15 protein-coding genes are annotated in these 21,065 nt (G+C 52.4%); 3 read left to right on the top strand and 12 right to left on the bottom strand.

Features of this window, described 5'->3' with window-relative positions; translation table 11 throughout:
• Positions 1-169: 169 nt before the first annotated feature.
• Positions 170-1,618 (top strand): nicotinate phosphoribosyltransferase, encoded by a 1,449-nt coding sequence (locus tag GCWU000342_RS09620; RefSeq protein ID WP_045001027.1) that lies wholly within the window; start codon positions 170-172, stop codon positions 1,616-1,618.
• Positions 1,619-2,009: 391 nt separating this feature from the next.
• On the opposite strand, the gene GCWU000342_RS09610 is transcribed toward GCWU000342_RS09620, so the two are convergent.
• From GCWU000342_RS09610 to GCWU000342_RS09555, 11 genes are all read right to left on the bottom strand, one after another.
• Positions 2,010-2,267, bottom strand: a complete 258-nt coding sequence (locus tag GCWU000342_RS09610; protein ID WP_006907256.1) for an HPr family phosphocarrier protein — start codon at positions 2,265-2,267, stop codon at positions 2,010-2,012.
• Positions 2,268-2,593: 326 nt separating this feature from the next.
• On the bottom strand, positions 2,594-4,216 hold the full coding sequence (gene ptsP / locus GCWU000342_RS09605; protein WP_006907255.1) for a phosphoenolpyruvate--protein phosphotransferase: 1,623 nt from the start codon (positions 4,214-4,216) through the stop codon (positions 2,594-2,596).
• Complete coding sequence (locus GCWU000342_RS09600) at positions 4,217-6,316, bottom strand: PTS fructose transporter subunit IIABC (protein ID WP_006907254.1); 2,100 nt, start codon at positions 6,314-6,316, stop codon at positions 4,217-4,219.
• 60 nt (positions 6,317-6,376) lie between these two features.
• Complete coding sequence (pfkB, locus tag GCWU000342_RS09595; RefSeq protein ID WP_006907253.1) at positions 6,377-7,285, bottom strand: 1-phosphofructokinase; 909 nt, start codon at positions 7,283-7,285, stop codon at positions 6,377-6,379.
• Positions 7,282-8,031 (bottom strand): DeoR/GlpR family DNA-binding transcription regulator, encoded by a 750-nt coding sequence (locus tag GCWU000342_RS09590; RefSeq protein WP_006907252.1) that lies wholly within the window; start codon positions 8,029-8,031, stop codon positions 7,282-7,284. The genes pfkB and GCWU000342_RS09590 overlap by 4 nt, the downstream gene beginning before the upstream one ends.
• Before the next feature lie 315 nt (positions 8,032-8,346).
• A complete protein-coding gene (tuf, locus tag GCWU000342_RS09585) occupies positions 8,347-9,585 on the bottom strand; it encodes an elongation factor Tu (RefSeq protein WP_006907249.1) in 1,239 nt (412 codons plus the stop codon).
• A 132-nt stretch (positions 9,586-9,717) separates the two neighbouring features.
• Positions 9,718-11,832 (bottom strand): elongation factor G, encoded by a 2,115-nt coding sequence (gene fusA, locus GCWU000342_RS09580; RefSeq protein ID WP_083790763.1) that lies wholly within the window; start codon positions 11,830-11,832, stop codon positions 9,718-9,720.
• A 271-nt stretch (positions 11,833-12,103) separates the two neighbouring features.
• Complete coding sequence (gene rpsG, locus GCWU000342_RS09570; RefSeq protein WP_207635030.1) at positions 12,104-12,574, bottom strand: 30S ribosomal protein S7; 471 nt, start codon at positions 12,572-12,574, stop codon at positions 12,104-12,106.
• 163 nt (positions 12,575-12,737) lie between these two features.
• A complete protein-coding gene (gene rpsL / locus GCWU000342_RS09565) occupies positions 12,738-13,151 on the bottom strand; it encodes a 30S ribosomal protein S12 (protein ID WP_006907245.1) in 414 nt (137 codons plus the stop codon).
• Between the two features lie 283 nt (positions 13,152-13,434).
• Positions 13,435-13,731 (bottom strand): DJ-1/PfpI family protein, encoded by a 297-nt coding sequence (locus GCWU000342_RS09560; protein ID WP_006907244.1) that lies wholly within the window; start codon positions 13,729-13,731, stop codon positions 13,435-13,437.
• A 634-nt stretch (positions 13,732-14,365) separates the two neighbouring features.
• Positions 14,366-15,634, bottom strand: coding sequence for an IS3 family transposase (locus GCWU000342_RS09555; protein ID WP_006907242.1), 1,269 nt, complete (start codon positions 15,632-15,634; stop codon positions 14,366-14,368).
• 161 nt (positions 15,635-15,795) lie between these two features.
• Between GCWU000342_RS09555 and GCWU000342_RS09550 the strand changes: the two genes are divergently transcribed.
• Positions 15,796-16,935, top strand: coding sequence for a hypothetical protein (locus GCWU000342_RS09550; RefSeq protein ID WP_006907241.1), 1,140 nt, complete (start codon positions 15,796-15,798; stop codon positions 16,933-16,935).
• On the top strand, positions 16,928-17,302 hold the full coding sequence (locus tag GCWU000342_RS09545) for a hypothetical protein (RefSeq protein WP_006907240.1): 375 nt from the start codon (positions 16,928-16,930) through the stop codon (positions 17,300-17,302). The genes GCWU000342_RS09550 and GCWU000342_RS09545 overlap by 8 nt, the downstream gene beginning before the upstream one ends.
• Before the next feature lie 130 nt (positions 17,303-17,432).
• On the opposite strand, the gene rpoC is transcribed toward GCWU000342_RS09545, so the two are convergent.
• Positions 17,433-21,065 carry a DNA-directed RNA polymerase subunit beta' gene (gene rpoC / locus GCWU000342_RS09540; protein WP_006907238.1) on the bottom strand — a complete coding sequence of 1,211 codons (3,633 nt, stop codon included), beginning with the start codon at positions 21,063-21,065 and terminating at the stop codon, positions 17,433-17,435.

The raw sequence follows: 21,065 nt of genomic DNA, 5'->3' as shown, positions 1-21,065 counted from the left end.
TTTTACTGATGATGTTTTCGCACTCTCGTCCTGAGTGCGCCAGCCCCCATACATGCTCGTATGTTTGCCGGCGCTTGATCCGGCGGGTTTTCGACTAGGACATTCATTTATGCTAGAATGGTGTCAAGACAGCAATGAGCACCTGCCCGATCAGCGGCGAGGAGAATTCATGAGAATTTATGACGAGCGCAATGTATCCATGATGATGGATCTCTATGAGATGACCATGGCCAACGGCTACTATCTCCTGGAGAACCAGGATACCCATGTGGCATTTGACGTCTTCTACCGGAGAAATCCCGACTCGGCCGGTTTTGCCATCTTCACCGGTCTCGAACAGATTGTGGAATATCTTGAAGGACTTCACTTTGATCCTGAGGATATCGACTATCTTCGCTCCCTGGGGCAGTTTGATGAGAGCTTTCTCTCTTATCTGGCTGATTTTTGCTTCAGCGGAGACCTCTACGCCTTCCCTGAGGGAACCATCATGTACCCCAATGAGCCTGTCATCACGGTCGTCGCTCCCCTGGTGGAGGCCCAACTGATTGAGACAGAGCTTCTGACCCAGATCAACCATCAGTCCCTGATCGCCACCAAGGCCCGCCGGATCGTCCGGTCCGCGGAGGGCCGCCCGGTCTCCGACTTCGGCGCCAGGAGAGCCCATAATAATGACGCCGCTATCTACGGGGCCCGCGCCGCCTATATCGGCGGTGTCGCAGCCACCGCCACCGTCTCCTCCGGCCAGCATTTCGGCATTCCCGTCAGCGGCACCATGGCCCACTCCTGGGTTATGTTCTATAAGAACGAACTGGAATCCTTCCGCAAATTCGCCTCGATTTATCCTGACAACTGCATTCTCCTTGTGGACACATATGATGTCCTTCACCAGGGTCTTCCCAACGCTATCCAGGTCTTCACCGAGATGCGCGACAGGGGAATCGCCTCCAAAAACTACGGAATCCGCATCGACTCCGGCGACTTGGCCTATCTGACCGCCCGCTCCAGGAAGATGCTGGATGAAGCCGGTTTTACCGATGCAAAGATCATCATCTCCAACAGCCTTGATGAGTACACCATCCGATCCATCTTAGACCAGGGCGGACAGGTCGATGCCTTCGGCGTCGGCGAGCGCCTGATCACATCCCGGTCCGAGCCCGTCTTTGGGGCCGTCTATAAGCTCTGCGCCGTCGAGGAGGATGGTCAGATGATCCCCCGCATCAAGCTGTCTGAGACGCCCGAGAAGATCACCAATCCGGGACTCAAGGATGTCTACCGGATCTATGACGCCGACGGACACGCCGTGGCTGACCTGATCACCAGGCAGGGGGAGGAGCTTGACCTGTCCAGCCGCTACGATTTCGTCGATCCCATCAAGCCTTGGAAGCGCCGCGCCTTCGAGAACTGCACCGCAAAAAAGCTGCAGGTCAAGATCATTGAGGCCGGCAAGAGAACCAGTCAGCTTCCCTCGGCCAAGGAGATCGCCTCTTATGTCGACCGGCAGCTGCGGGAGGAAATCTGGGATACGGAGCAGCGCTTCGAGAATCCTCATATCCACTATCTGGATATGTCTCCCGCCTACTACGAGATGAAGATGGATATGCTGGAGACCAATCGCTAAATGATCTCCAATTTCAAAAGCCTGCAGCTGTGGAGGGTTTTCCTTCCTCAGCTACAGGCTTCTTATAAATGCCGCAATCATTTCATCTACGATTTTTGGCTGATCATCGTTGGAATTCATCAAATGGCACAGATCTTTTCCCCATATGGTGAGCTGTCGACTGCGACAAAGGCGCGAACCAGGTCAGTGAATCTCTTGATCACAGACTGCGCGACATACCCTCCCATGGACTGACCGATGAAAACAGCATCTTTGATCTTCCTCTCCAGAAAAATCCGCCTGACGATCTCCCCCGCCCCCTCTCATAGCAATTGCATGATAAGAGATGATAAGGAGCATCCTTGAAAGCGAAAACAAAGCTGTCTTCTGCTGATGCCCTCGAATCCGATCTCTACAGATTCTCCTTGAAGAAAGCCTCCATCTCATCGGCCGCCTTGTCTTCATCGGGGCCCTCAACATCTACCCTGATCGTATCGCCCTGCTTAACTCCCAGGCTCATAATGGCCATCATACGGCCGGAATCTGCTGACTTATCGCCGAAATGGATGGTCACCTTGCTCTCATACTCCTTGGCCTTCTTGACCAGAAGTCCTGCCGGGCGGGCGTGCATGCCGGCGGCGTCCTGAACCTCGAACTCAAATGATTTCATTGTCTGATCCTCCTCTGCCTGTCAGTCTGTCGTAATAATTCTTGTAGATCATAGAATACATGTATTCTATACCATAAAACTATTGTATCCCCTGCTTTCCCTGTGTCAAGCCGGGGTGTTTCCGCTGTCATCTGCGCTGTCAGCGAAACCATTTGCTCCTACTCGTCTTTCATCCCGCTTGTGTTTCTCATCACTTGCGACTGTCAACGGAAGCCCATTTGTTCCTGCTCCTGTTTCATCCCGCTTGCGTTCTCACCCTTACTTGCGGCTGTCAACGGAAGCCCATTTGTTCCTGCTCCTGTTTCATCCCGCTTGCGTTCTCGCCCTTACTTGCGGCTGTCGATGGAGCGGATCTTGTCCCTGACCCGAAGAACCATGGAGGGGCTGACAGATAACTCGTCCACCCCCATTTTAATAAAGGTCTCTGTCAGACTGGTGTCAGCGCCCAGTTCTCCGCAGATCCCGGCCCAGGCTCCGTACTTGTGGGCATTTTCGATCACCATGGCAATCAGGCGAAGAATCGCCGGATGGTGGGGATCATTAAAGGCCTCCAGCTTGGGATTCTGCCGGTCAATCGCCAGGGTATACTGGGTCAGGTCATTGGTTCCGATCGAGAAGAAATCAACCTCCTTGGCCAATTCGTCCGACATAATGGCGGCCGCCGGCGTCTCAATCATGATACCCAGCTCCACGTCTCCATAGGGGAGCCCCAGTTCCTCCAGCTCGGACTTGACTTCCTCGGCGATGGCCTTGGCCCTTCTGACCTCATCGACAGAGATGATCATGGGAAACATAATGGAGATGGTTCCGAAATGACTGGCCCTGTAAATCGCCCGCAGCTGGGTCTTGAAGATCTCCGGCTGGGTCAGGCAGATGCGGATGGCCCGGTAGCCGAGCGCCGGATTGTCCTCCTGGTCCAGATGGAAGTAGTCCACCTTCTTGTCCGCGCCAATATCCAAGGTGCGAATGATCACCTTCTTACCTGCCATATTCTCGGCGACGGTCTTATAGGCCTGGAACTGCTCCTCCTCTGTGGGGAAATCCTTTGCCTCCAGATAGAGGAACTCTGAGCGGAAGAGGCCGATGCCCTGCGCGTCATTGGCATGTACGCTGGCCACATCCCCCACGCCGCCGATATTGGCATAGAGCTGGATATGCCTGCCGTCTAAGGTGACGTCTTCCTTGCCCTTGAGCTCCTGGAGGAGTCTGGCCTTCTCGGCGTCCTCGGACTGCTTCATCTGATAACTCGCCAGGATATCCTGGTCCGGGTCAATAATGAGTTTGCCGCTGTAGCCGTCCACCACAGCCATCCTGCCCTGCATGTCATCCCGGTAGTCCACACCGATCAGGGCAGGAATATTCATGGTTCTGGCCAGGATAGAGGTGTGGGAGTTGGTTGACCCGTGTCTGGTGACAAATGAGAGCACCTTGGACTTATCCAGCTGCACGGTCTGCGAGGGAGCGAGATCATCCGCCAGTAAAATGCTGGGGACGTCCCCATGGCCTCCGGTCTCCGCAGCCCCCGCCAGAACCTTAACCAGACGGTCGGAGACATCGCGGACGTCCGCCGCTCTCTCCTTCATGTAGTCGTCATCCATGGCAGCAAACATATTGGAGAAGTTATCCCCCGTGGTCGCCACGGCATACTCCGCGTTTAAACCCTGGTTTCTGATGATATTCTCCACGGAGTCCACATAATCCAGATCCTCAAGGAGCATCTGATGCACATCGAAAATAGCCGCAGAGGCCTCGCCGACCTCCTTGACCGCCTTCTGATAGAGCTCCTGCAGCTGCCTCTTGGCTTCTTCTGTGGCCTGGTGATAGCGCCTGACCTCAGCTTCCGCGTCAGAGACCTTCTGCCGTTTTACCAGAACCTCATCCTGTCTGAACACAGACAGGGGACCGATGGCTATTCCGCCAAAAACACTCTTACCTTGTAAAATCTCCATTTATTCCTCCGCATTCTTCTTCAGCAATCCCAGGAGCAGGCAGGTGACAATCGAGCCAACGAACCAGGCGATAATATAGAAGAGAGGGTTCCCGACCGTTGCAAAGACGAAGATTCCGCCGTGAGGAGCCATCAGGGTGCAGCCGAAGAGAGCTGACAGACCTCCGGCGATGGCAGAGCCAACCAGGGTCGCGGGGATGGTGTGCAGGGGGTCAGCCGCCGCAAAGGGAATGGCCGCCTCTGTGATGAAGGACGCTCCCATGACGAAGAGGGAGACCTTGGTATCTCTCTGGGTCTTGGTGAATTTCCTGGGGAAGAAAATGGTCGCCAGAGCGATCCCGATCGGGGGAACCATACCGCCGGCCATCACAGCCGCCATAGCGACATAGCAGGCGATGACAGCGGGATCTGTCGCGGAAGCCCCCTTGTCCATCAGTTCCGCTGCTGTTGACAGCATGCCGGTACCGAAGACATAGGCGGCCTTATTGATGGGACCTCCCATATCGATGGCCATCATGCCGCCCAGGATCAGCCCCATAACAACCAGGAGATTGGCGTCAGCCAGAGCGGTCAGCATGGAGGACAAACCGGCATTAATCAGACCGATCAGGGGATTGAAGATGAAGCACATCAGAAGGCTGATGATAAAAATTCCGCCCAGAGGATAAATCAGGGTGGGACGGATCCCGTCCAGGCTGGCGGGAAGCTTTGAGGTCAGCTTCTTGAGCCAGAGAACCACAAATCCTGCCACAAATCCGGCGGCAATACCACCCAGGAATCCGGACACTGTGGAACCGCCGTCGGCTCCCTGGAAGGCAAAATTCGCGATGAAGCTGTTAAAAGCTCCCAGATTCGTCCAGTTGTAACTGGCAAAGAGGGCATTTCCGGATGTGGCTAAAAGACCGCCGGTAAAGCCGACCGCCAAGCCGGGACGATCCGCAATGGAATAGGCAATGTAACCGGCCAGCACGGGAACCATCATGCCCATGGCCAGACCGCCCGCGTATTTAAAGAAGGCGGACAGGGGAAGCATAGTACCAAAAGCGGAACCTGTAGAAGCAGAACCGGCGGAGGCTCCATAGCCCGCGATGGTATCAATCAAAAAGGCCAGCGCCACCATAATACCGCCGCCAATGACAAAGGGAAGCATGTGGGAGACCCCACTCATCAGATGCGTGTAAGCCTGGTGACCGATGGAATCCGTCTCTTTATCCTTGTCATCCTCCTCTTCTCCTCCATCACCGCTTGCGTGATAGATCGGAGCGTCTGAGACGGAAGCCCTCGTCACCAGCTCCTCGGCCTTGTGAATCCCGTCGGCCACCTTGCACTCGATCAGATGCTTGCCATCGAAGCGGTCCATGGGCACCTTGGCGTCGCAGGCGACCACAACTCCGGCCGCTCTTTGAATGTCCTCAGCGGTCAGGATGTTCTTGGGTCCTGAGGAACCGCGCGTCTCCACCTTGACAGGAATCCCAAGCTTTTCTCCCGCCTTCTCTATGGCCTCAGCCGCCATATAGGTGTGGGCGATTCCGGTCGGGCAGGCAGTCACCGCAATGACATAGCCCTTATCGGAGCCTGCCCCATTGGCCTGCTCGTCAGAAGGTTCTTCCCTTGCGGCTTCTTTGGCGGCCTCCTTCTGGGCCTTGGCATTCTCCGCCTTCTCGATGATATCCAAAAACTCCTCGGGGCTCTTAGCCGCCTTGAGGGCTCTTGTGAAGTCCTCGTCCATAAGCAGCATGGACAGGTTGGAGAGAACCTCCAGATGCACATTGTCCTTGGTATTGGGAGCGGCAATCAGGAAAATCAGGTCGACGGGCTCATCATCCAGGGCCTCGTAATCGACGCCTCCCGGAACAACCATGGCAGCCAGTCCCGGCGCACTGACAGCATCAGACTTGCAGTGGGGAATGGCGATTCCCTCGCCGACACCGGTCGTCCCCTCTTCTTCTCTCGCGAAGACCCCGGCCCGATAGGTATCGATGTCCCTGATATTGCCCCGCTTTTCCATGAGGGCGACCATCTGCTCAATAGCCTCCTTCTTGTTTGCGGGCGCCCCATTGAGTTCAATGCTCTGAGGGGCAAGTAAATCTCTAACTCTCATTTGCTGTCCTTTCCTGACCGGGCATTCCTGCCCTTGTCACTGCTGATACCTGCCTGCTTTTTATCGACCCAGACTCCTGAGCAGGGTCTCGACCTCGTTTCTCTCTGCCAGTTCTTCGGAAAAGGCGGAGGCGGATCCGGTGCAAAGTCCCGTGTAAAAAGCGTTTTCATAGTCAGCTGTCTCAATGTAGCCGGTCAAAAAACCTGCCACCATAGAGTCTCCGGCTCCGACGGAATTGACAATCCTGCCCTTGGGAGGCATAGAGGCATATGTCTGTCCATCCTCCGTAATCAGAAGGCCCCCATCGCCGGCCATGGAGATCATGACATTCTTGGCCCCCATCTCCTGCAGCTTCTTCGCATAGGGGATGACCTCCTCCTTGGTCGACAGTGATACGCCAAAGATCTCACCCAGCTCGTGGTTGTTTGGTTTGATCAAAAAGGGATGGTACTTCAAAACGTTGACCAGAAGATCCCTGGTGGCGTCTACCACAATGTGAACGCCTCTTCCCTCCAGGCGCGCCATGATATCCTCATAGCTGGAGGCAGGCATGACATCCGGGATTGATCCTGCCAGGACCAGAAAATCCCCCTCCCCCAGCTGATCGAGCTTATCATAGAGCTTTGCAATGTCGGAAGCCCTGATGGCAGGTCCCTGCCCGTTGATCTCAGATTCCTGGTCGCTGCGCAGCTTGACATTGATCCGGGACATTCCCTCTGCCACATCGATAAAGTCGCTCTCAACCTGGCTGGCAGCTAACAGGCGCTCAATCTCTCTCCCGGTAAAGCCCGCCATAAAACCGAGCGCCCTGCTTTCATGGCCCATATTCTTGAGCACAATGGAGACATTGATTCCCTTGCCGCCGGGCAGGACATGCTCTCCTGTCGTGCGGTTGACCATGCCGGTCTGAAAATGATCCACGTCGACAATATAGTCGATGGACGGATTAAAGGTTACGGTATAGATCATTCGCTCACCTCCCAAATGTTCTCGTAGCTGCGGTAGCTGTCATCAAGCTGTCCTGCTACCAGGACGCGGGCCTCGGCGAAGCTTCCGAATGAAATCGGAGCTACGCGGCCGAACTTACTGGCGTCCGCCAGAATATAGACCTGTCGGCTGGCCGCCATTGCCTGCTTCTTGATATAAGCTTCCTTGAGTTCCGGAGTTGTAAAGCCCGCCTGGAGATCGACGCCATTCGCTCCCAAAAACGCCCTGGAGAAGTTATACTTGCGCACGGACAAGCTTGCCTCTTCACCGACAATCGCCTCTGTCACGGACTTGAACTGACCTCCCAGAATATAGCAGGTGTAGCCCCTCTGTCCCAATCGCCTGGCGTGACTGATGGCATTGGTTACAAAGGTCAGGTCCTTGCCATGGATGAAATCAATCATCAGCTCTGTCGTCGTCCCCGCGTCCAGATAGATCAGCTCTCCGTCCCGAATCAGTCCGGCAGCTTCCCTGGCAATCGCCAGCTTCTCCATCCGATGGCGCTGCTGGCGAAGCGTGACGGCATCATCCTGATCACCGGGCAGGCTCTCCGGAAGAATCGCTCCTCCATGCACTCTCTGGCAGCGGCCCTCCTTCGCCAGGCGGCTGATATCGCGACGGATTGTGGACTCGGAAGCTTCCAGCTCCCGCATCAGCTCTGTATTCAGAACAGACCCCTTCTCCCTGAGTTCTTCCAATATGAACTTGTGTCGCTCAGCGGTCAACATACTTTCTCCTCCTCACAACTTCTTGTTTATTATAGGTTGGATAAGCATTCAATACAATCATTTTCATTCAAAAACATTCATAAACAGTCAGCTCTCTTTTTGTCTATTTTCACCAGTCCTCTTTAAAAAATATTGGAGCGGGCTCCCCAAGAATCCCGCCCCAATATTGATATAGAGACCCAATATATTTGACACAGAACCACAAAAAGAAAGGGCTGCCACACATGAGTGCGACAGCTCCTTTCTGATCGTCATATGTTATTGGCCAAAGGGAATCGAACCGCTGTCATGCGCGTTCGATGATCTCAAAGGCAATTACTCAATGATCTCGGTAACACGGCCTGAACCAACCGTACGGCCACCCTCACGGATCGCGAAGGTAAGACCCTGCTCCATAGCTACGTTATGGATCAGCTCGATGGTCATCTCAACGTTATCGCCGGGCATGCACATCTCAACGCCGTCGGGAAGCTGGGTGATGCCGGTTACGTCAGTCGTTCTGAAATAGAACTGAGGACGATAGTTTGAGAAGAAGGGAGTATGACGGCCGCCCTCGTCCTTGGTCAGTACGTATACCTGCGCCTTGAACTTCCTGTGGCAGGTAACCGTGCCGGGCTTAGCAAGAACCTGGCCGCGCACGATCTGATCACGGTTCACACCGCGAAGCAGAGCACCGATGTTGTCACCGGCCATAGCCTCGTCAAGCTGCTTACGGAACATCTCAATACCGGTACATACGGTCTTTCCGACACTGTCCTTCACGCCGAGGATCTCAAGCTCCTCGTTGAGGTGAAGAGTACCACGCTCTACACGGCCGGTAGCAACGGTACCACGGCCGGTGATGGTGAATACATCCTCGACAGGCATAAGGAAGGGCTTATCAGTATCACGCTGGGGAGTAGGAATATACTCGTCAACCGTGTCCATCAGCTCCATGATGCAATCGCCCCAGTTCTTATCGGGGTTGGAAGGATCAAGGGGCTCGCCGTTAGCAAATACTGCCTTGCCCTCAGCATCCTGCAGAGCCTGATAAGCAGAACCCTTGATAATGGGGCAGTCATCGAAGCCGTACTCAGACAGCTGATCAGAAACCTCCATCTCAACCAGCTCAAGGAGCTCAGGGTCATCGATCATATCGCACTTGTTCAGGAATACGATGATGTAGGGAACGCCTACCTGACGGGCAAGAAGGATGTGCTCCTTGGTCTGGGCCATAACGCCGTCGGTAGCGGCTACAACCAGGATAGAACCATCCATCTGTGCAGCGCCGGTGATCATATTCTTAACATAGTCGGCATGTCCCGGGCAGTCTACGTGAGCGTAGTGACGCTTCTCGGTCTGATACTCAACGTGAGCGGTAGAGATGGTAATACCACGCTCTCTCTCCTCGGGAGCCTTGTCGATGTCCTCAAAAGCCTCCATCTTGTTACCAGCGACGCGCTGTGCAAGAACGGTAGTGATAGCAGCCGTAAGAGTGGTCTTACCATGATCGACATGACCGATGGTACCGATGTTTACGTGCGGCTTGGTGCGGTCAAAATGCTCTTTTGCCATTGTGAAATTCCTCCTTAAATCTCCCCCTCGCGGGGTATGTTACCTTATAAAATCTCAGCTAAAGTCCATTATATGAAATTCAGCTGAGTATTTCAACTATATTGCCGGGCAAATGCCCTCTCAAAGCAAGAATTACTTGCGCTCAGCGATTACCTTCTCCTGGACGGACTTGGGAGCCTGCTCATATCTGTTGAAGAACATGGAGTAGTTCCCGCGGCCCTGGGTGATGGAACGCAGGTTGGTCGCATAGCCAAACATCTCGGCCAGAGGTACATAGCCGACGACGATCTTACCGTTGCCCACATCGTCCATCTTCTCAATGCGTCCGCGCCGTGAGTTCAGATCTCCGATGACATCGCCCAGATAGTCCTCAGGCATGGTGACCTCAACCTTCATGATCGGCTCTAAGAGCGCGGGAGCAGCCTTGGCCATAGCCTCCTTGAAGCACATGGATCCGGCAATGTGGAAGGCCATCTCCGAGGAATCGACCTCGTGGTAAGATCCATCGTAGAGGGTGGCCTTGATGCCAAGAACAGGGAAGCCTGCCAGAATCCCTGACTGGGCAGCCTCTTCAATACCCTCGCCGACGGGAGCGATGTACTCCTTGGGAATGGATCCGCCGACAACAGCGTTCTCGAACTTGAACAGTTCCTCTCCATTGGCGTCCATGGGCTCGAAGCGAACCTTGACGTGACCATACTGACCGCGGCCGCCGGACTGCTTGGCGTACTTGTACTCCTGGTCGACAGACTTGGTGAAGGTCTCCTTGTAAGCGACCTGGGGAGCGCCGATGTTGGCCTCGACAGAGAACTCCCTGAGCAGACGGTCAACCGTGATCTCCAGATGCAGCTCGCCCATACCTGCCAAAATAGTCTGGCCGGTCTCCTCGTCCGTGTGAACGTGGAGCGTGGGATCCTCCTCGACGAGCTTGGCCAGGGCCTCTCCCATCTTCTGCTGTCCAGCCTTGGTCTTGGGCTCAACAGCGACCTGGATAACCGGATCCGGGAACTCCATGGACTCCAGAATTACAGGATGCTGGTCATCACAGAGGGTATCGCCGGTCGTCGTATTCTTCAGACCTACGATCGCGCAGATATCGCCGGAGAACATCTCGTCGAGCTCCTGACGCTTGTTGGCGTGCATGAGAAGGATACGGCCCACGCGCTCCTTCTTGTCCTTGGTGGAATTCAAAACGTAGGAGCCGGAATTGCAGTGACCTGAATACACGCGGGTAAAGGCCAGCTTACCTACATAGGGATCGGTCATGATCTTGAAGGCCAGAGCCGAGAAGGGCTCATCGTCGGAAGAACGGCGAACGACTTCCTCCCCGTTCATATCTGTACCCTTGATGTCGGGGACATCAACCGGGGCGGGCATGAACTCAATCACACCGTCAAGGAGCTTCTGGATGCCCTTGTTCTGATGGGCGGAACCGCAAAAGACCGGAACGCCCTCAGAATGAATGGTGGCCTTGCGGAGAGCTGCCTTGAGCTGATCGATGGAAGGCTCTTCCCCTTCCAGATACATCATCATCAGATCCTCGTCGAAGTCGCAGCACTGCTCAACCAGCTTGGCGTGATACTCCTCTGCCTGCTCCTTGAGCTCATCGCGGATATCGACGATCTCTATCTCCTGTCCCGCGGCGTCCTTGTAGAGGTATTCCTTCATCTCAAAGAGGTCAATGACTCCCTCGAAATAGTCCTCCTTGCCGATGGGAAGCTGAACACAAACGGCATTCTTGCCAAGCTTGGTTCCGATTTCCTTAACGGTATTGAAGAAGTCGGCGCCCATGATGTCCATCTTGTTGACAAAGGCCATACGGGGAACCCCGTAAGTATCCGCCTGACGCCATACGTTCTCGGACTGGGGCTCAACACCGCCCTTGGCATCGAAGACGCCGATGGCGCCGTCCAGGACGCGAAGAGACCGCTCTACCTCAACGGTAAAGTCTACGTGTCCCGGGGTGTCGATGATATTGATCCGGTGCTCAAGCGCGCCCTCCTTCAGCTGGGCCTTCTCCTGAAGGGTCCAGTGGCAGGTGGTCGCCGCCGAAGTAATGGTGATTCCTCTCTCCTGCTCCTGCTCCATCCAGTCCATGGTGGCAGTTCCCTCGTAGGTCTCACCGATCTTATAATTTACACCAGTATAATACAGAATACGCTCCGTCAGCGTGGTCTTACCAGCATCGATATGAGCCATGATTCCGATATTCCTGGTTCTCTCAAGTGGGTATTCTCTTGTAGCCAAGATATATTTCCTCCATACTTATTCGAATTGTCCGCCTCTCATAATGAGTTGCAGTGACTCGCACGGGAAATGTGTCGGTCAGGGGCATTTGCCCGGGCCGCCGCCAAAACAGTCTCTGCCTCCCTGACGCGGACTCTTCGATCAGAGATCCTGCAGCAAAATGCCTGTCCCGCAGACATTCTGCCGCCATAAACAATTGAGTGCCCTGCTTGCGGGCATTTGCCGCCATCAACAGCAGCATATGCCCCGCAGGCATCCGATTGTCCTGAAATCAGAAGCGATAATGCGCGAACGCCTTGTTGGCGTCTGCCATTCTGTGCATCTCTTCCTTACGTTTTACTGCAGCTCCGGTATTATTGGCTGCATCCATGATCTCATTGGCCAGTCTCTCCTCCATGGTCTTCTCACTTCTGTTGCGAGAGAACAGGGTGAGCCAGCGAAGTCCCAGGGCCTGACGGCGATCCGGACGAACCTCAATCGGCACCTGATAGGTGGCGCCGCCGACACGTCTTGCCTTAACCTCAAGTACAGGCATAACGTTGTTCATCGCCTCCTCGAAGACCTCGAGCGCGGGCTTGCCGGACTTCTCCTCGACGCGACTGAAAGCGCCGTAGACGATCTTCTGGGCAATGCCCTTCTTGCCGTCTAACATGATATTGTTCACGAGCTTGGTTACGATCTTGCTGTTATAGATCGGATCTGCAAGCACGTCTCTCTTAATATTGTGACTCTTACGTGGCACGTTACTTCCCTCCTTAATCATTGATAGGATTAATTCATCGGTACTCACATATACATTATGTGTTCATGTCTCATTTATCGCCTTCCTCTTGCAAGGTCGGCTTAGCAAATAAATTTCAACATTAACCATATTGTTGTGAATGTTACTTAATTGATTTTACCGATTACTTCTTCGGCTTCTTAGCGCCATACTTGGAGCGACCCTGCATGCGGTTTGCTACGCCTGCGGTATCCAGAGTACCTCTGATTACGTGATAACGTGTACCGGGAAGATCCTTGACACGGCCACCGCGTACCAGAACTACGCTATGCTCCTGAAGATTGTGCCCCTCTCCGGGAATGTAGCTTGTTACTTCGATTCCGTTCGAGAGACGTACTCTGGCAATCTTACGAAGAGCTGAGTTAGGCTTCTTGGGAGTTGCAGTCTTAACAGCGGTGCACACGCCGCGCTTCTGGGGAGAAGAGTTGGTGACGGCACGCTTCTTAAGAGAGTTGAAACTTCTCTGAAGAGCGGGGGCACCAGACTTCTTTGCAGCAGTCTGTCTTCCCTTTCTTACTAACTGGTTAAATGTTGGCATTTACTTTACCTCCTATGTTATTTGCTCATGCCCACATTTCTAGGCATGCCTTATAATTCTAGTGATGCGGCTATCATTTGTCAAGTTCATATCCCCTCAGTTCCAGGGTGCCGGGTCGTAGTCGTGCCGGGTCGTGGTCACCCAGGGGTCGTCTGTATTCCCTCGGTTCCCAAGGTCGTAGCTTGTCGGGTGAATTGCGTAGCTTGTCGCTTGTCAAGGATCCATAGGCTATCATTCACGCGCCTTCGCCCGAGCTTCAATCCGGCCTGCGAGCGATTTCCTGTCAATCGTAGAGAGTCTCCTGTCCCAGCCTTCGGGCGGCCTCTTCTCCCCTGACATAGGCCACGATGGCCAGTCCAAAGGCAAAGGCGGTTCCCATGGCTCGGCTCATGCAGGTGTCCGCCTGAAAGATAATCCCATGGGAGCCCCTGATTTCAGTCTCCTCTTTGACGGAAATGCTATCGATCCCGATGCCGGCTCTGCGAGCCAGGTCAACCACGGTCAATCCCTCGATCTCCTCGCAGCCGTCTGCGAATAAAATTGCTATAAAGCGACTTAAGCCAGAAAGCGCCTGCGACAAAACCTATTACAAGCAACACAATGAAACCTTTCCGCGAAATAATATGTTTCACAAATTTCTTGTTGTAAAAACATCTAATCCAATCAATCCCCCGAAATATATCAAGAGCAAAATAATCCCTATAGCCACATTTGAAGGATGTTCATCTTCTGGATCGCTATATCCATATCCCTTCGGTCGATTCAATCTAAATAAGAATGCCATTGAAACACACCGGGATTTATACCCGAAAAAGAAATTCATCAACATATTGTTATGCTACACAATAACATATATAAAAACATGGAAATTGACAAACATAGAAAGTCCCGGTCGTAATTCGGCTAACTGTTGTAGTATATATAACTGTTGTCAACTGGCTGAAGTGAAAAGTTTATTCCCACTCTGACCCCCCCCAGGCAAAAGAGGAATTCAGTGTTACACTAATACATAATAACAGGCTCCTGTTCAGGGCGTCCCGTGTTTTTAGAGCATGACAAGCAAGCGGACTTTAGTCGTTGACAAAAAGTGTAGGACTAACTTCCACTTCAAGTATGGGGGTGCGGACATTTTTTTAGACAACCACACCCAACTCCTTTCTATACTGAAGAGGACTGAGCCCTCCGAGTGTTGATTTGATTCGATCTGTGCAGTATCAGCGAATATAACTGTCGATCTCATATTTTAACTCAGCAATCGAACAGCCTTCCCAACTGCGGTTATAGAACATCTCGTTTTTTAGATGTCCGAAGAAGCCTTCACAGGCAGCGTTGTCTGGTGAACAGCCTTTTCTCGACATAGACCTTGTAAGTCCCGCTTCATTAACTATTTTGATCCATTCCGGCCATCGGTAATGACATCCGCGATCTGAATGAATCATGGGTTTCTCTTCTGGATCCAGTGTACTGATAGCATCTCTCAGCATTGCGTTCACCAGATTGGCATTAGGCGAGACTCCCATCCTCCAACTGACAGGCATTCCATCAAAACAGTCAATGACAGGGGACAGATATACCTTCCCGGACGGAATGGAAAACTCCGTGATATCTGTGAGCCACTTTTCATTCGGTTTATCCGCATGAAAATTACGATTGACGAGATTCTCCGGAGCTATGCTAAGTTCACCCTGATAAGAGTTGTATTTACGTCTCCTGCGTATCTTGACAACAAGGGATTCCTCCTTCATGATTCTGCGAACGATCTTTTCAGAAACGATGGTTCCCTTCCGCCTCAGAAGCTGATGGATTTTTCTGTATCCATAAACACACCTGTTGTCCTGAAAAACCTTGATGATTCGACTCCGCAGTTCGCGGTATTTATCATCTGCCCGTAATGCGGCCTTCTGATAATAATAGCTGCTTCTGGGGATTTCCAACTTAAAGCAGAGTTTTGGCAGTGAGTATTTATTCTTCAAGGCGCCGATGATCACTGCCTTCTCTCTGTTCTTGAGAATCGTCTGATCGACGCCGGGGTCTTTTTTTAAGACATTGATTGTCTCCTTCAGGATATCAATCTCCATCTGCATATCAAGCATTTTTTCTTTCAGATCCTCGATATTGTCCGCCGCCTGAAGATCGGAGGAAATCGTTTTCTTTGCTTTTTTCATGTTGAAGCAGGTTCCTTTTTCTCTGTAAGACCGTAGCCATTGATATACAATGGACTCAGTATATCCGATATCTTCTGCTATTGATCTTACAGGCTCGCCATCAATCAGGCAACGAGGAATTGCCTGCTCCTTCAATTCGACTGTTGCTTGCTTATAGTGTCGAACATGTGGCTTAGATAAATACTCCGGATACTTTTCAATCCAGTGATAAAGCATTGGATTTGAAGGATATCCCAGGGTTTGTATGACCGTATTTGCCGAACCCGTTGTGCTATATAATGTCAGTGCGACGATAATCTGCTCCTTGGTGTACCGCATCTGTTCTCACAAGGGTATCATGGTGTCCAGGTTTTTGTCCGCACCCCCTATATATATATTCTCTATTGCCTGACCACTCGTATCGCTCGTATAATATACAATATAAAGAATTATTTCCTCGTGTTATTCAAACTTTCTTACCAATTCAAGAGGAGGGAACTATGAAAAAACGTCTTTTATCAATTCTGCTATCGATTTCTATCACTTTACTCTTTTTACTTCCTTCGCATGCAGCCACGCCAGAGTCTGACTCTAATATTCTATTTACTCCTGAATTAGCAGAATCTACGGCCGAAAAGTTTTCTTCTAATCTAGGGAAAAAATACCATGCGATCTCTACAACAAAAATCTACGCAGCAAATGAACAAGCCATCGGCTACATTGTTAACCTTCAAGATGATAACAATCACACTGGACATATCGTTTTTGATAATACGAAGGACAGTTTGATTTCAGAGTTTTCTTTTGATGAACCATCTATTGGTAGCAAAAATCATATTTCTTCCCCATATATCATTTCTGGCTCTGCTACTTTCGCCCCGCTGGATAGCTCTTTTCATAAAAAAATGAGCTCCACTTGTGGTACGACTAAAACTTACAAAGTCGGACCTTTCACTTATGAAACCAGATCCCCACGTATGTCCGCGAACTCCAATTATTTGTTTCCGTTTGGAAAGCACACAAGTACGTGGGACGACATTTTCGTTCCTGTAAAGACAATATATGAAAACTACAACCTGGTGGGTACAAATCATATATCTGATTTTTACACACTTCCTGAAGATCTTGTCAAAGAGACCACCAAGCATTACGCTTGCGCCGTATCCGCCTCCTACATTTGTGGAAGCTATTACGAGGCTAACTTAGGTTGCATTGATGAATCGCTAAAAGATGAATACATGGATATTTGGGCAAGGACAAAAACTACTGTACGCAGTATTAGAGGCGGAATCACATACGGGACAACGCCCATTACCGATATTACCCCCGGCATTAACTCCTACTTAAAGTCAAAGAATAAATCCGCAAGAGGTACTTATGTTGAATCCCCTTCATACAGTAAATTTACGAAAACAATCGATTCTCATAATATTGCCATGATACACTGTGGAATTAATACAGACGAAGGAAGATCTGGGCACTCTATGGCTGTTGAAGGCTATTGCACTATCGCAAAAAAATATGACCATAGTCAATTACATACTCTTATGGCATGTGATGGATGGGACGGACAAGTAAAATATATAAATCTTGATTATTCATATTTCACTGACTATCAGGGGACCTTCTTCCATGAATAAAAAAAAATTCTTGATAATTTGTATCAGTTTTATCTGTATTATTTTTATCTGCCTTATCTGCATCATAGCCATTCCGAGAAAACCAAAGGCAGAGCCTGACCAATTACAGTCTGGAACATGCTTACTAAGAAGCAAGGGAATTATCCTATCAGTAGATAAAAAAAATAAATTGCTTCGTGTCTCCCCGCTTGATACAACAGGTCGTTCTCTCCTCCCCAAGGGTCAAACGGAACTTACCCTACAATATAATGAGGTGATACTGAATCGCCAGCAGTTAGAGCCTGGGAAGCATATCGAATTCGGTTATTTTGATACGTCGCTGGGTACTTATCCCTTGCGGGTATATCGTTTGGAAATCCTGTATTGAAAATCTTTCATCTTCTTGTCTTTCATAATTCAAAAGAGGGGCGGCCGGGAAATAAAAGTCATTTCCCGGCCGCCCCTCGGCTCATATCTTCTTATGAAATAAGGTCAGATGACTGACCTGCGCCAATGGCTCACTCGGCGTCAGCGCCAAGCAGCTCACTCTTGCTCTCGTCCGGGATCTCCTCCTCAGCCATATAGTCGCTGTTCATGGGAACATCCGAGTAGATCTTCATGCCGGTTCCGGCAGGAATCAGCTTGCCGATGATAACGTTCTCCTTGAGTCCGCGCAGGCTGTCAACCTTGCCCTTGGTCGCCGCGTCTGTAAGAACCCTGGTCGTCTCCTGGAAGGAAGCCGCGGACAGCCAGGAATCCGTTGCCAGAGCGGCCTTGGTGATACCGAGGAGCTCCTGCTCACCGACGGCAAGCTCCTTGCCCTCATTCTCAAGTTCTTCATTGGTGTCGACAAAATCCAGGCGGTCAACACGCTCGCCGGGCAGGAAATCAGACTGACCGGGATCCTCAACCGTGATCTTCTTGAGCATCTGGCGGACGATCACCTCGATGTGCTTGTCATTGATGTCTACGCCCTGCAGACGGTATACTCGCTGCACTTCCTGGAGCATGTATTCCTGCAGTGACTTTACGCCCTTGATCTTAATAATGTCGTGGGGGTTGACAGAGCCCTCGGTCAGAGGATCGCCGGCCTCCACTTCATCGCCGTCCAGGACTTTGATACGGGAGCCATAGGGGATCAGATAGGCCTTCTCCTCTCCTGTCTTGCGATTGGAGATGATGATCTCGCGCTTCTTCTTATCCTCCCGCATGGTCGCGGTACCTGCGATCTCCGTGACAATGGCGACACCCTTGGGCTTACGGGCCTCAAAGATCTCCTCGACACGGGGAAGACCCTGGGTGATATCACCGCCGGCCACACCGCCGGTATGGAAGGTTCTCATCGTCAGCTGCGTACCGGGCTCCCCGATGGACTGAGCCGCGATGATCCCGATGGCCTCTCCGACCTGAACAGCCTGCCCGGTCGCCATATTGGCTCCGTAGCACTTCGCGCAGACTCCGTGATGCGTGCGGCAGGACAGAATGGTACGGATCTTGATTCTGGCCTTGACATTGCCGGCAATCGGCTTGCCATCCTCGTCGACACCGTTCTCGCAGATTGCGTGAGCGCGGCGCGGCGTGATCATGTGGTTGGCCTTGACGATGATATTGCCGTCAAGGTCGCGGATCTCATTGACGGAGAAGCGGCCGGTAATACGGTCTTCGAGGCTCTCAATCTCCTCTTTGCCGTCCATGAAGGCGGACACGTACATGCCGGGGATCTCGCGATCATGGCCTGCGTTGCAGTCGGCCTCACGGACAATCATCTCCTGAGATACATCCACCAGACGTCTGGTCAGATATCCTGAATCCGCGGTACGCAGAGCGGTATCCGACAGACCCTTGCGGGCGCCGTGGGCTGAGATGAAGTACTCTAGGACATCAAGGCCCTCACGGAAGTTGGACTTGATGGGTAGCTCAATGGCCCGTCCTGACGTATCGGCCATCAGACCGCGCATGCCGGCCAGCTGCTTGATCTGCTGGTTTGAGCCACGGGCTCCGGAATCAGCCATCATAAAGATATTATTGTACTGATCCAGATCGTCCAGCAGGGCGTCTGTCAGCTGTTTATCCGTCTGCGTCCAGGTCTGGATCACTTCCTTATAGCGCTCTTCATCTGTGATCAGACCGCGCTTGTAGTTGCGGGTGATCTTCGCGACCGTCTCCTCTGCCTCCTCGATCATGGCGGGCTTCTCGTCCGGGATGGTCATATCGGAGACGGATACTGTCATTCCTGCCAGTGTGGAGTACCTGTAGCCCATCGCCTTGATGGAGTCAAGAACTTCAGCCGTCCTTGTCGCCCCATGGGTATTGATGACCTTCTCCAGGATTTTCTTCAGCTGTTTCTTGCCGACCATGAAATCAACTTCCAGCTGCAGGTAGTCGTCGTCGCTCTTTCGATCGACGAATCCCAGATCCTGCGGAAGAATCTCGTTGAAGACCAAGCGCCCCAGCGTGGTCTCGATCTCGCCGGTGTGCTTTCTCCCATCGGGCAGGTCAACCGTGCGGCGAACCCAGATTCTGGAATGGTAGTTGATAACCTTGTTCTCGAAGGCCAAAAGCGCCTCGTTGACGCTCGCGAAATGCTTGCCCTGGCCGGGCTCTCCCTCGCGCTCCTGGGTCAGATAGTAAATACCCAGAACCATATCCTGTGAGGGAACGGCCACGGGTCCGCCATCTGACGGCTTCAGAAGGTTATTGGGAGAGAGCAGCATGAAACGGCACTCCGCCTGCGCTTCCTCCGTCAGAGGCAGATGAATCGCCATCTGGTCTCCATCGAAGTCGGCATTGAAGGCAGTACATACCAGAGGATGCAGCTTGATCGCCTTGCCCTCAACCAGAATGGGCTCAAAGGCCTGGATTCCGAGACGATGGAGGGTAGGCGCGCGGTTCAGCATCACGGGATGATTGCGGATGACATCCTCCAGAACATCCCAAACCTCATCCTGCTGCTGCTCGACCATCTTCTTGGCCGCCTTGATATTGCTCGCGGAGCCTCTCTGAACCAGAACCTTCATGACAAAGGGCTTGAAGAGCTCCAGCGCCATCTCCTTGGGAACGCCGCACTGGTAGATCTTTAATTCGGGTCCGACCACAATAACGGAACGGCCGGAGTAGTCCACACGCTTGCCCAAGAGGTTCTGGCGGAAGCGGCCGGACTTGCCCTTGAGCATGTCAGACAGAGACTTCAGAGCCCTGTTTCCGGGTCCTGTCACAGGTCTTCCCCTTCTGCCATTATCGATCAGAGCGTCTACCGCTTCCTGCAGCATCCGCTTCTCATTGCGGACGATAATATCCGGAGCTCCCAGCTCAAGCAGACGACGCAGGCGATTATTGCGGTTGATAATTCTCCGGTAGAGATCATTCAGATCAGAGGTTGCGAAACGACCGCCGTCCAGTTGAACCATAGGGCGCAGATCCGGTGGGATCACGGGAACGACGTTCAGAATCATCCAGGTGGGATCATTGCCGGACTCTAAGAAAGCATTCACGCACTCAAGTCTCTTTAAAGTGTGCGCTCTCTTCTGGCCGGAGGCATTCTCCAGCTCCGCAGACAGGCTCTCAGATTCCTTGGCCAGATCGACCTCAGACAGAAGCTCCTGAATCGCCTCTGCTCCCATGCCGACCTTGAATCCCTCGCCATACTTCTCCCGCGCCTCAGCATACTCATTCTCAGTCAGAACCTGCTTATAGGAGAGGTTGGAATCAGCGGGATCCAGCACGATGTAATTCGCGAAATAGAGGACGCGCTCCAGGGTTCTGGGCGACAGATCCAGCATCAGCCCCATGCGTGAGGGAATCCCCTTAAAGTACCAGATATGCGATACCGGGGCGGCCAGCTCAATATGTCCCATGCGCTCACGGCGGACAGAGGCCTTGGTGACCTCAACGCCACAGCGGTCGCAGATCACTCCCTTATAGCGGATCTTCTTGTATTTGCCGCAGTGACACTCCCAGTCCTTGGTCGGTCCGAAGATCTTCTCGCAGAAGAGTCCGTCCTTCTCCGGCTTGAGCGTTCTGTAGTTGATGGTCTCCGGCTTCTTCACCTCGCCGCGGGACCACTGACGAATCTTCTCGGGAGAAGCCAGTCCAATCTTAATCGCACTGAATTCCGCCGCTTTGTTCGTGGATTTCTTCATATCTTCAGGCAT

Origin of the sequence: Shuttleworthella satelles DSM 14600 (assembly GCF_000160115.1) — a bacterium.
GTDB lineage: Bacteria > Bacillota > Clostridia > Lachnospirales > Lachnospiraceae > Shuttleworthia > Shuttleworthia satelles.
Note: the sequence above shows the minus strand (reverse complement) of the source record. Positions and strands in the feature narration are given on the sequence as shown.

Bases quoted from the DNA above. Each gene is read 5' to 3' on its own strand.
- GCWU000342_RS09620 (WP_045001027.1), top strand. From the start codon at position 170: ATGAGAATTTATGACGAGCGCAATGTATCCATGATGATGGATCTCTAT.
- GCWU000342_RS09610 (WP_006907256.1), bottom strand. From the start codon at position 2,267: ATGAAATCATTTGAGTTCGAGGTTCAGGACGCCGCCGGCATGCACGCC.
- ptsP (WP_006907255.1), bottom strand. From the start codon at position 4,216: ATGGAGATTTTACAAGGTAAGAGTGTTTTTGGCGGAATAGCCATCGGT.
- GCWU000342_RS09600 (WP_006907254.1), bottom strand. From the start codon at position 6,316: ATGAGAGTTAGAGATTTACTTGCCCCTCAGAGCATTGAACTCAATGGG.
- pfkB (WP_006907253.1), bottom strand. From the start codon at position 7,285: ATGATCTATACCGTAACCTTTAATCCGTCCATCGACTATATTGTCGAC.
- GCWU000342_RS09590 (WP_006907252.1), bottom strand. From the start codon at position 8,031: ATGTTGACCGCTGAGCGACACAAGTTCATATTGGAAGAACTCAGGGAG.
- tuf (WP_006907249.1), bottom strand. From the start codon at position 9,585: ATGGCAAAAGAGCATTTTGACCGCACCAAGCCGCACGTAAACATCGGT.
- rpsL (WP_006907245.1), bottom strand. From the start codon at position 13,151: ATGCCAACATTTAACCAGTTAGTAAGAAAGGGAAGACAGACTGCTGCA.
- GCWU000342_RS09555 (WP_006907242.1), bottom strand. From the start codon at position 15,634: ATGCGGTACACCAAGGAGCAGATTATCGTCGCACTGACATTATATAGC.
- GCWU000342_RS09550 (WP_006907241.1), top strand. From the start codon at position 15,796: ATGAAAAAACGTCTTTTATCAATTCTGCTATCGATTTCTATCACTTTA.
- GCWU000342_RS09545 (WP_006907240.1), top strand. From the start codon at position 16,928: ATGAATAAAAAAAAATTCTTGATAATTTGTATCAGTTTTATCTGTATT.
- rpoC (WP_006907238.1), bottom strand. From the start codon at position 21,065: ATGCCTGAAGATATGAAGAAATCCACGAACAAAGCGGCGGAATTCAGT.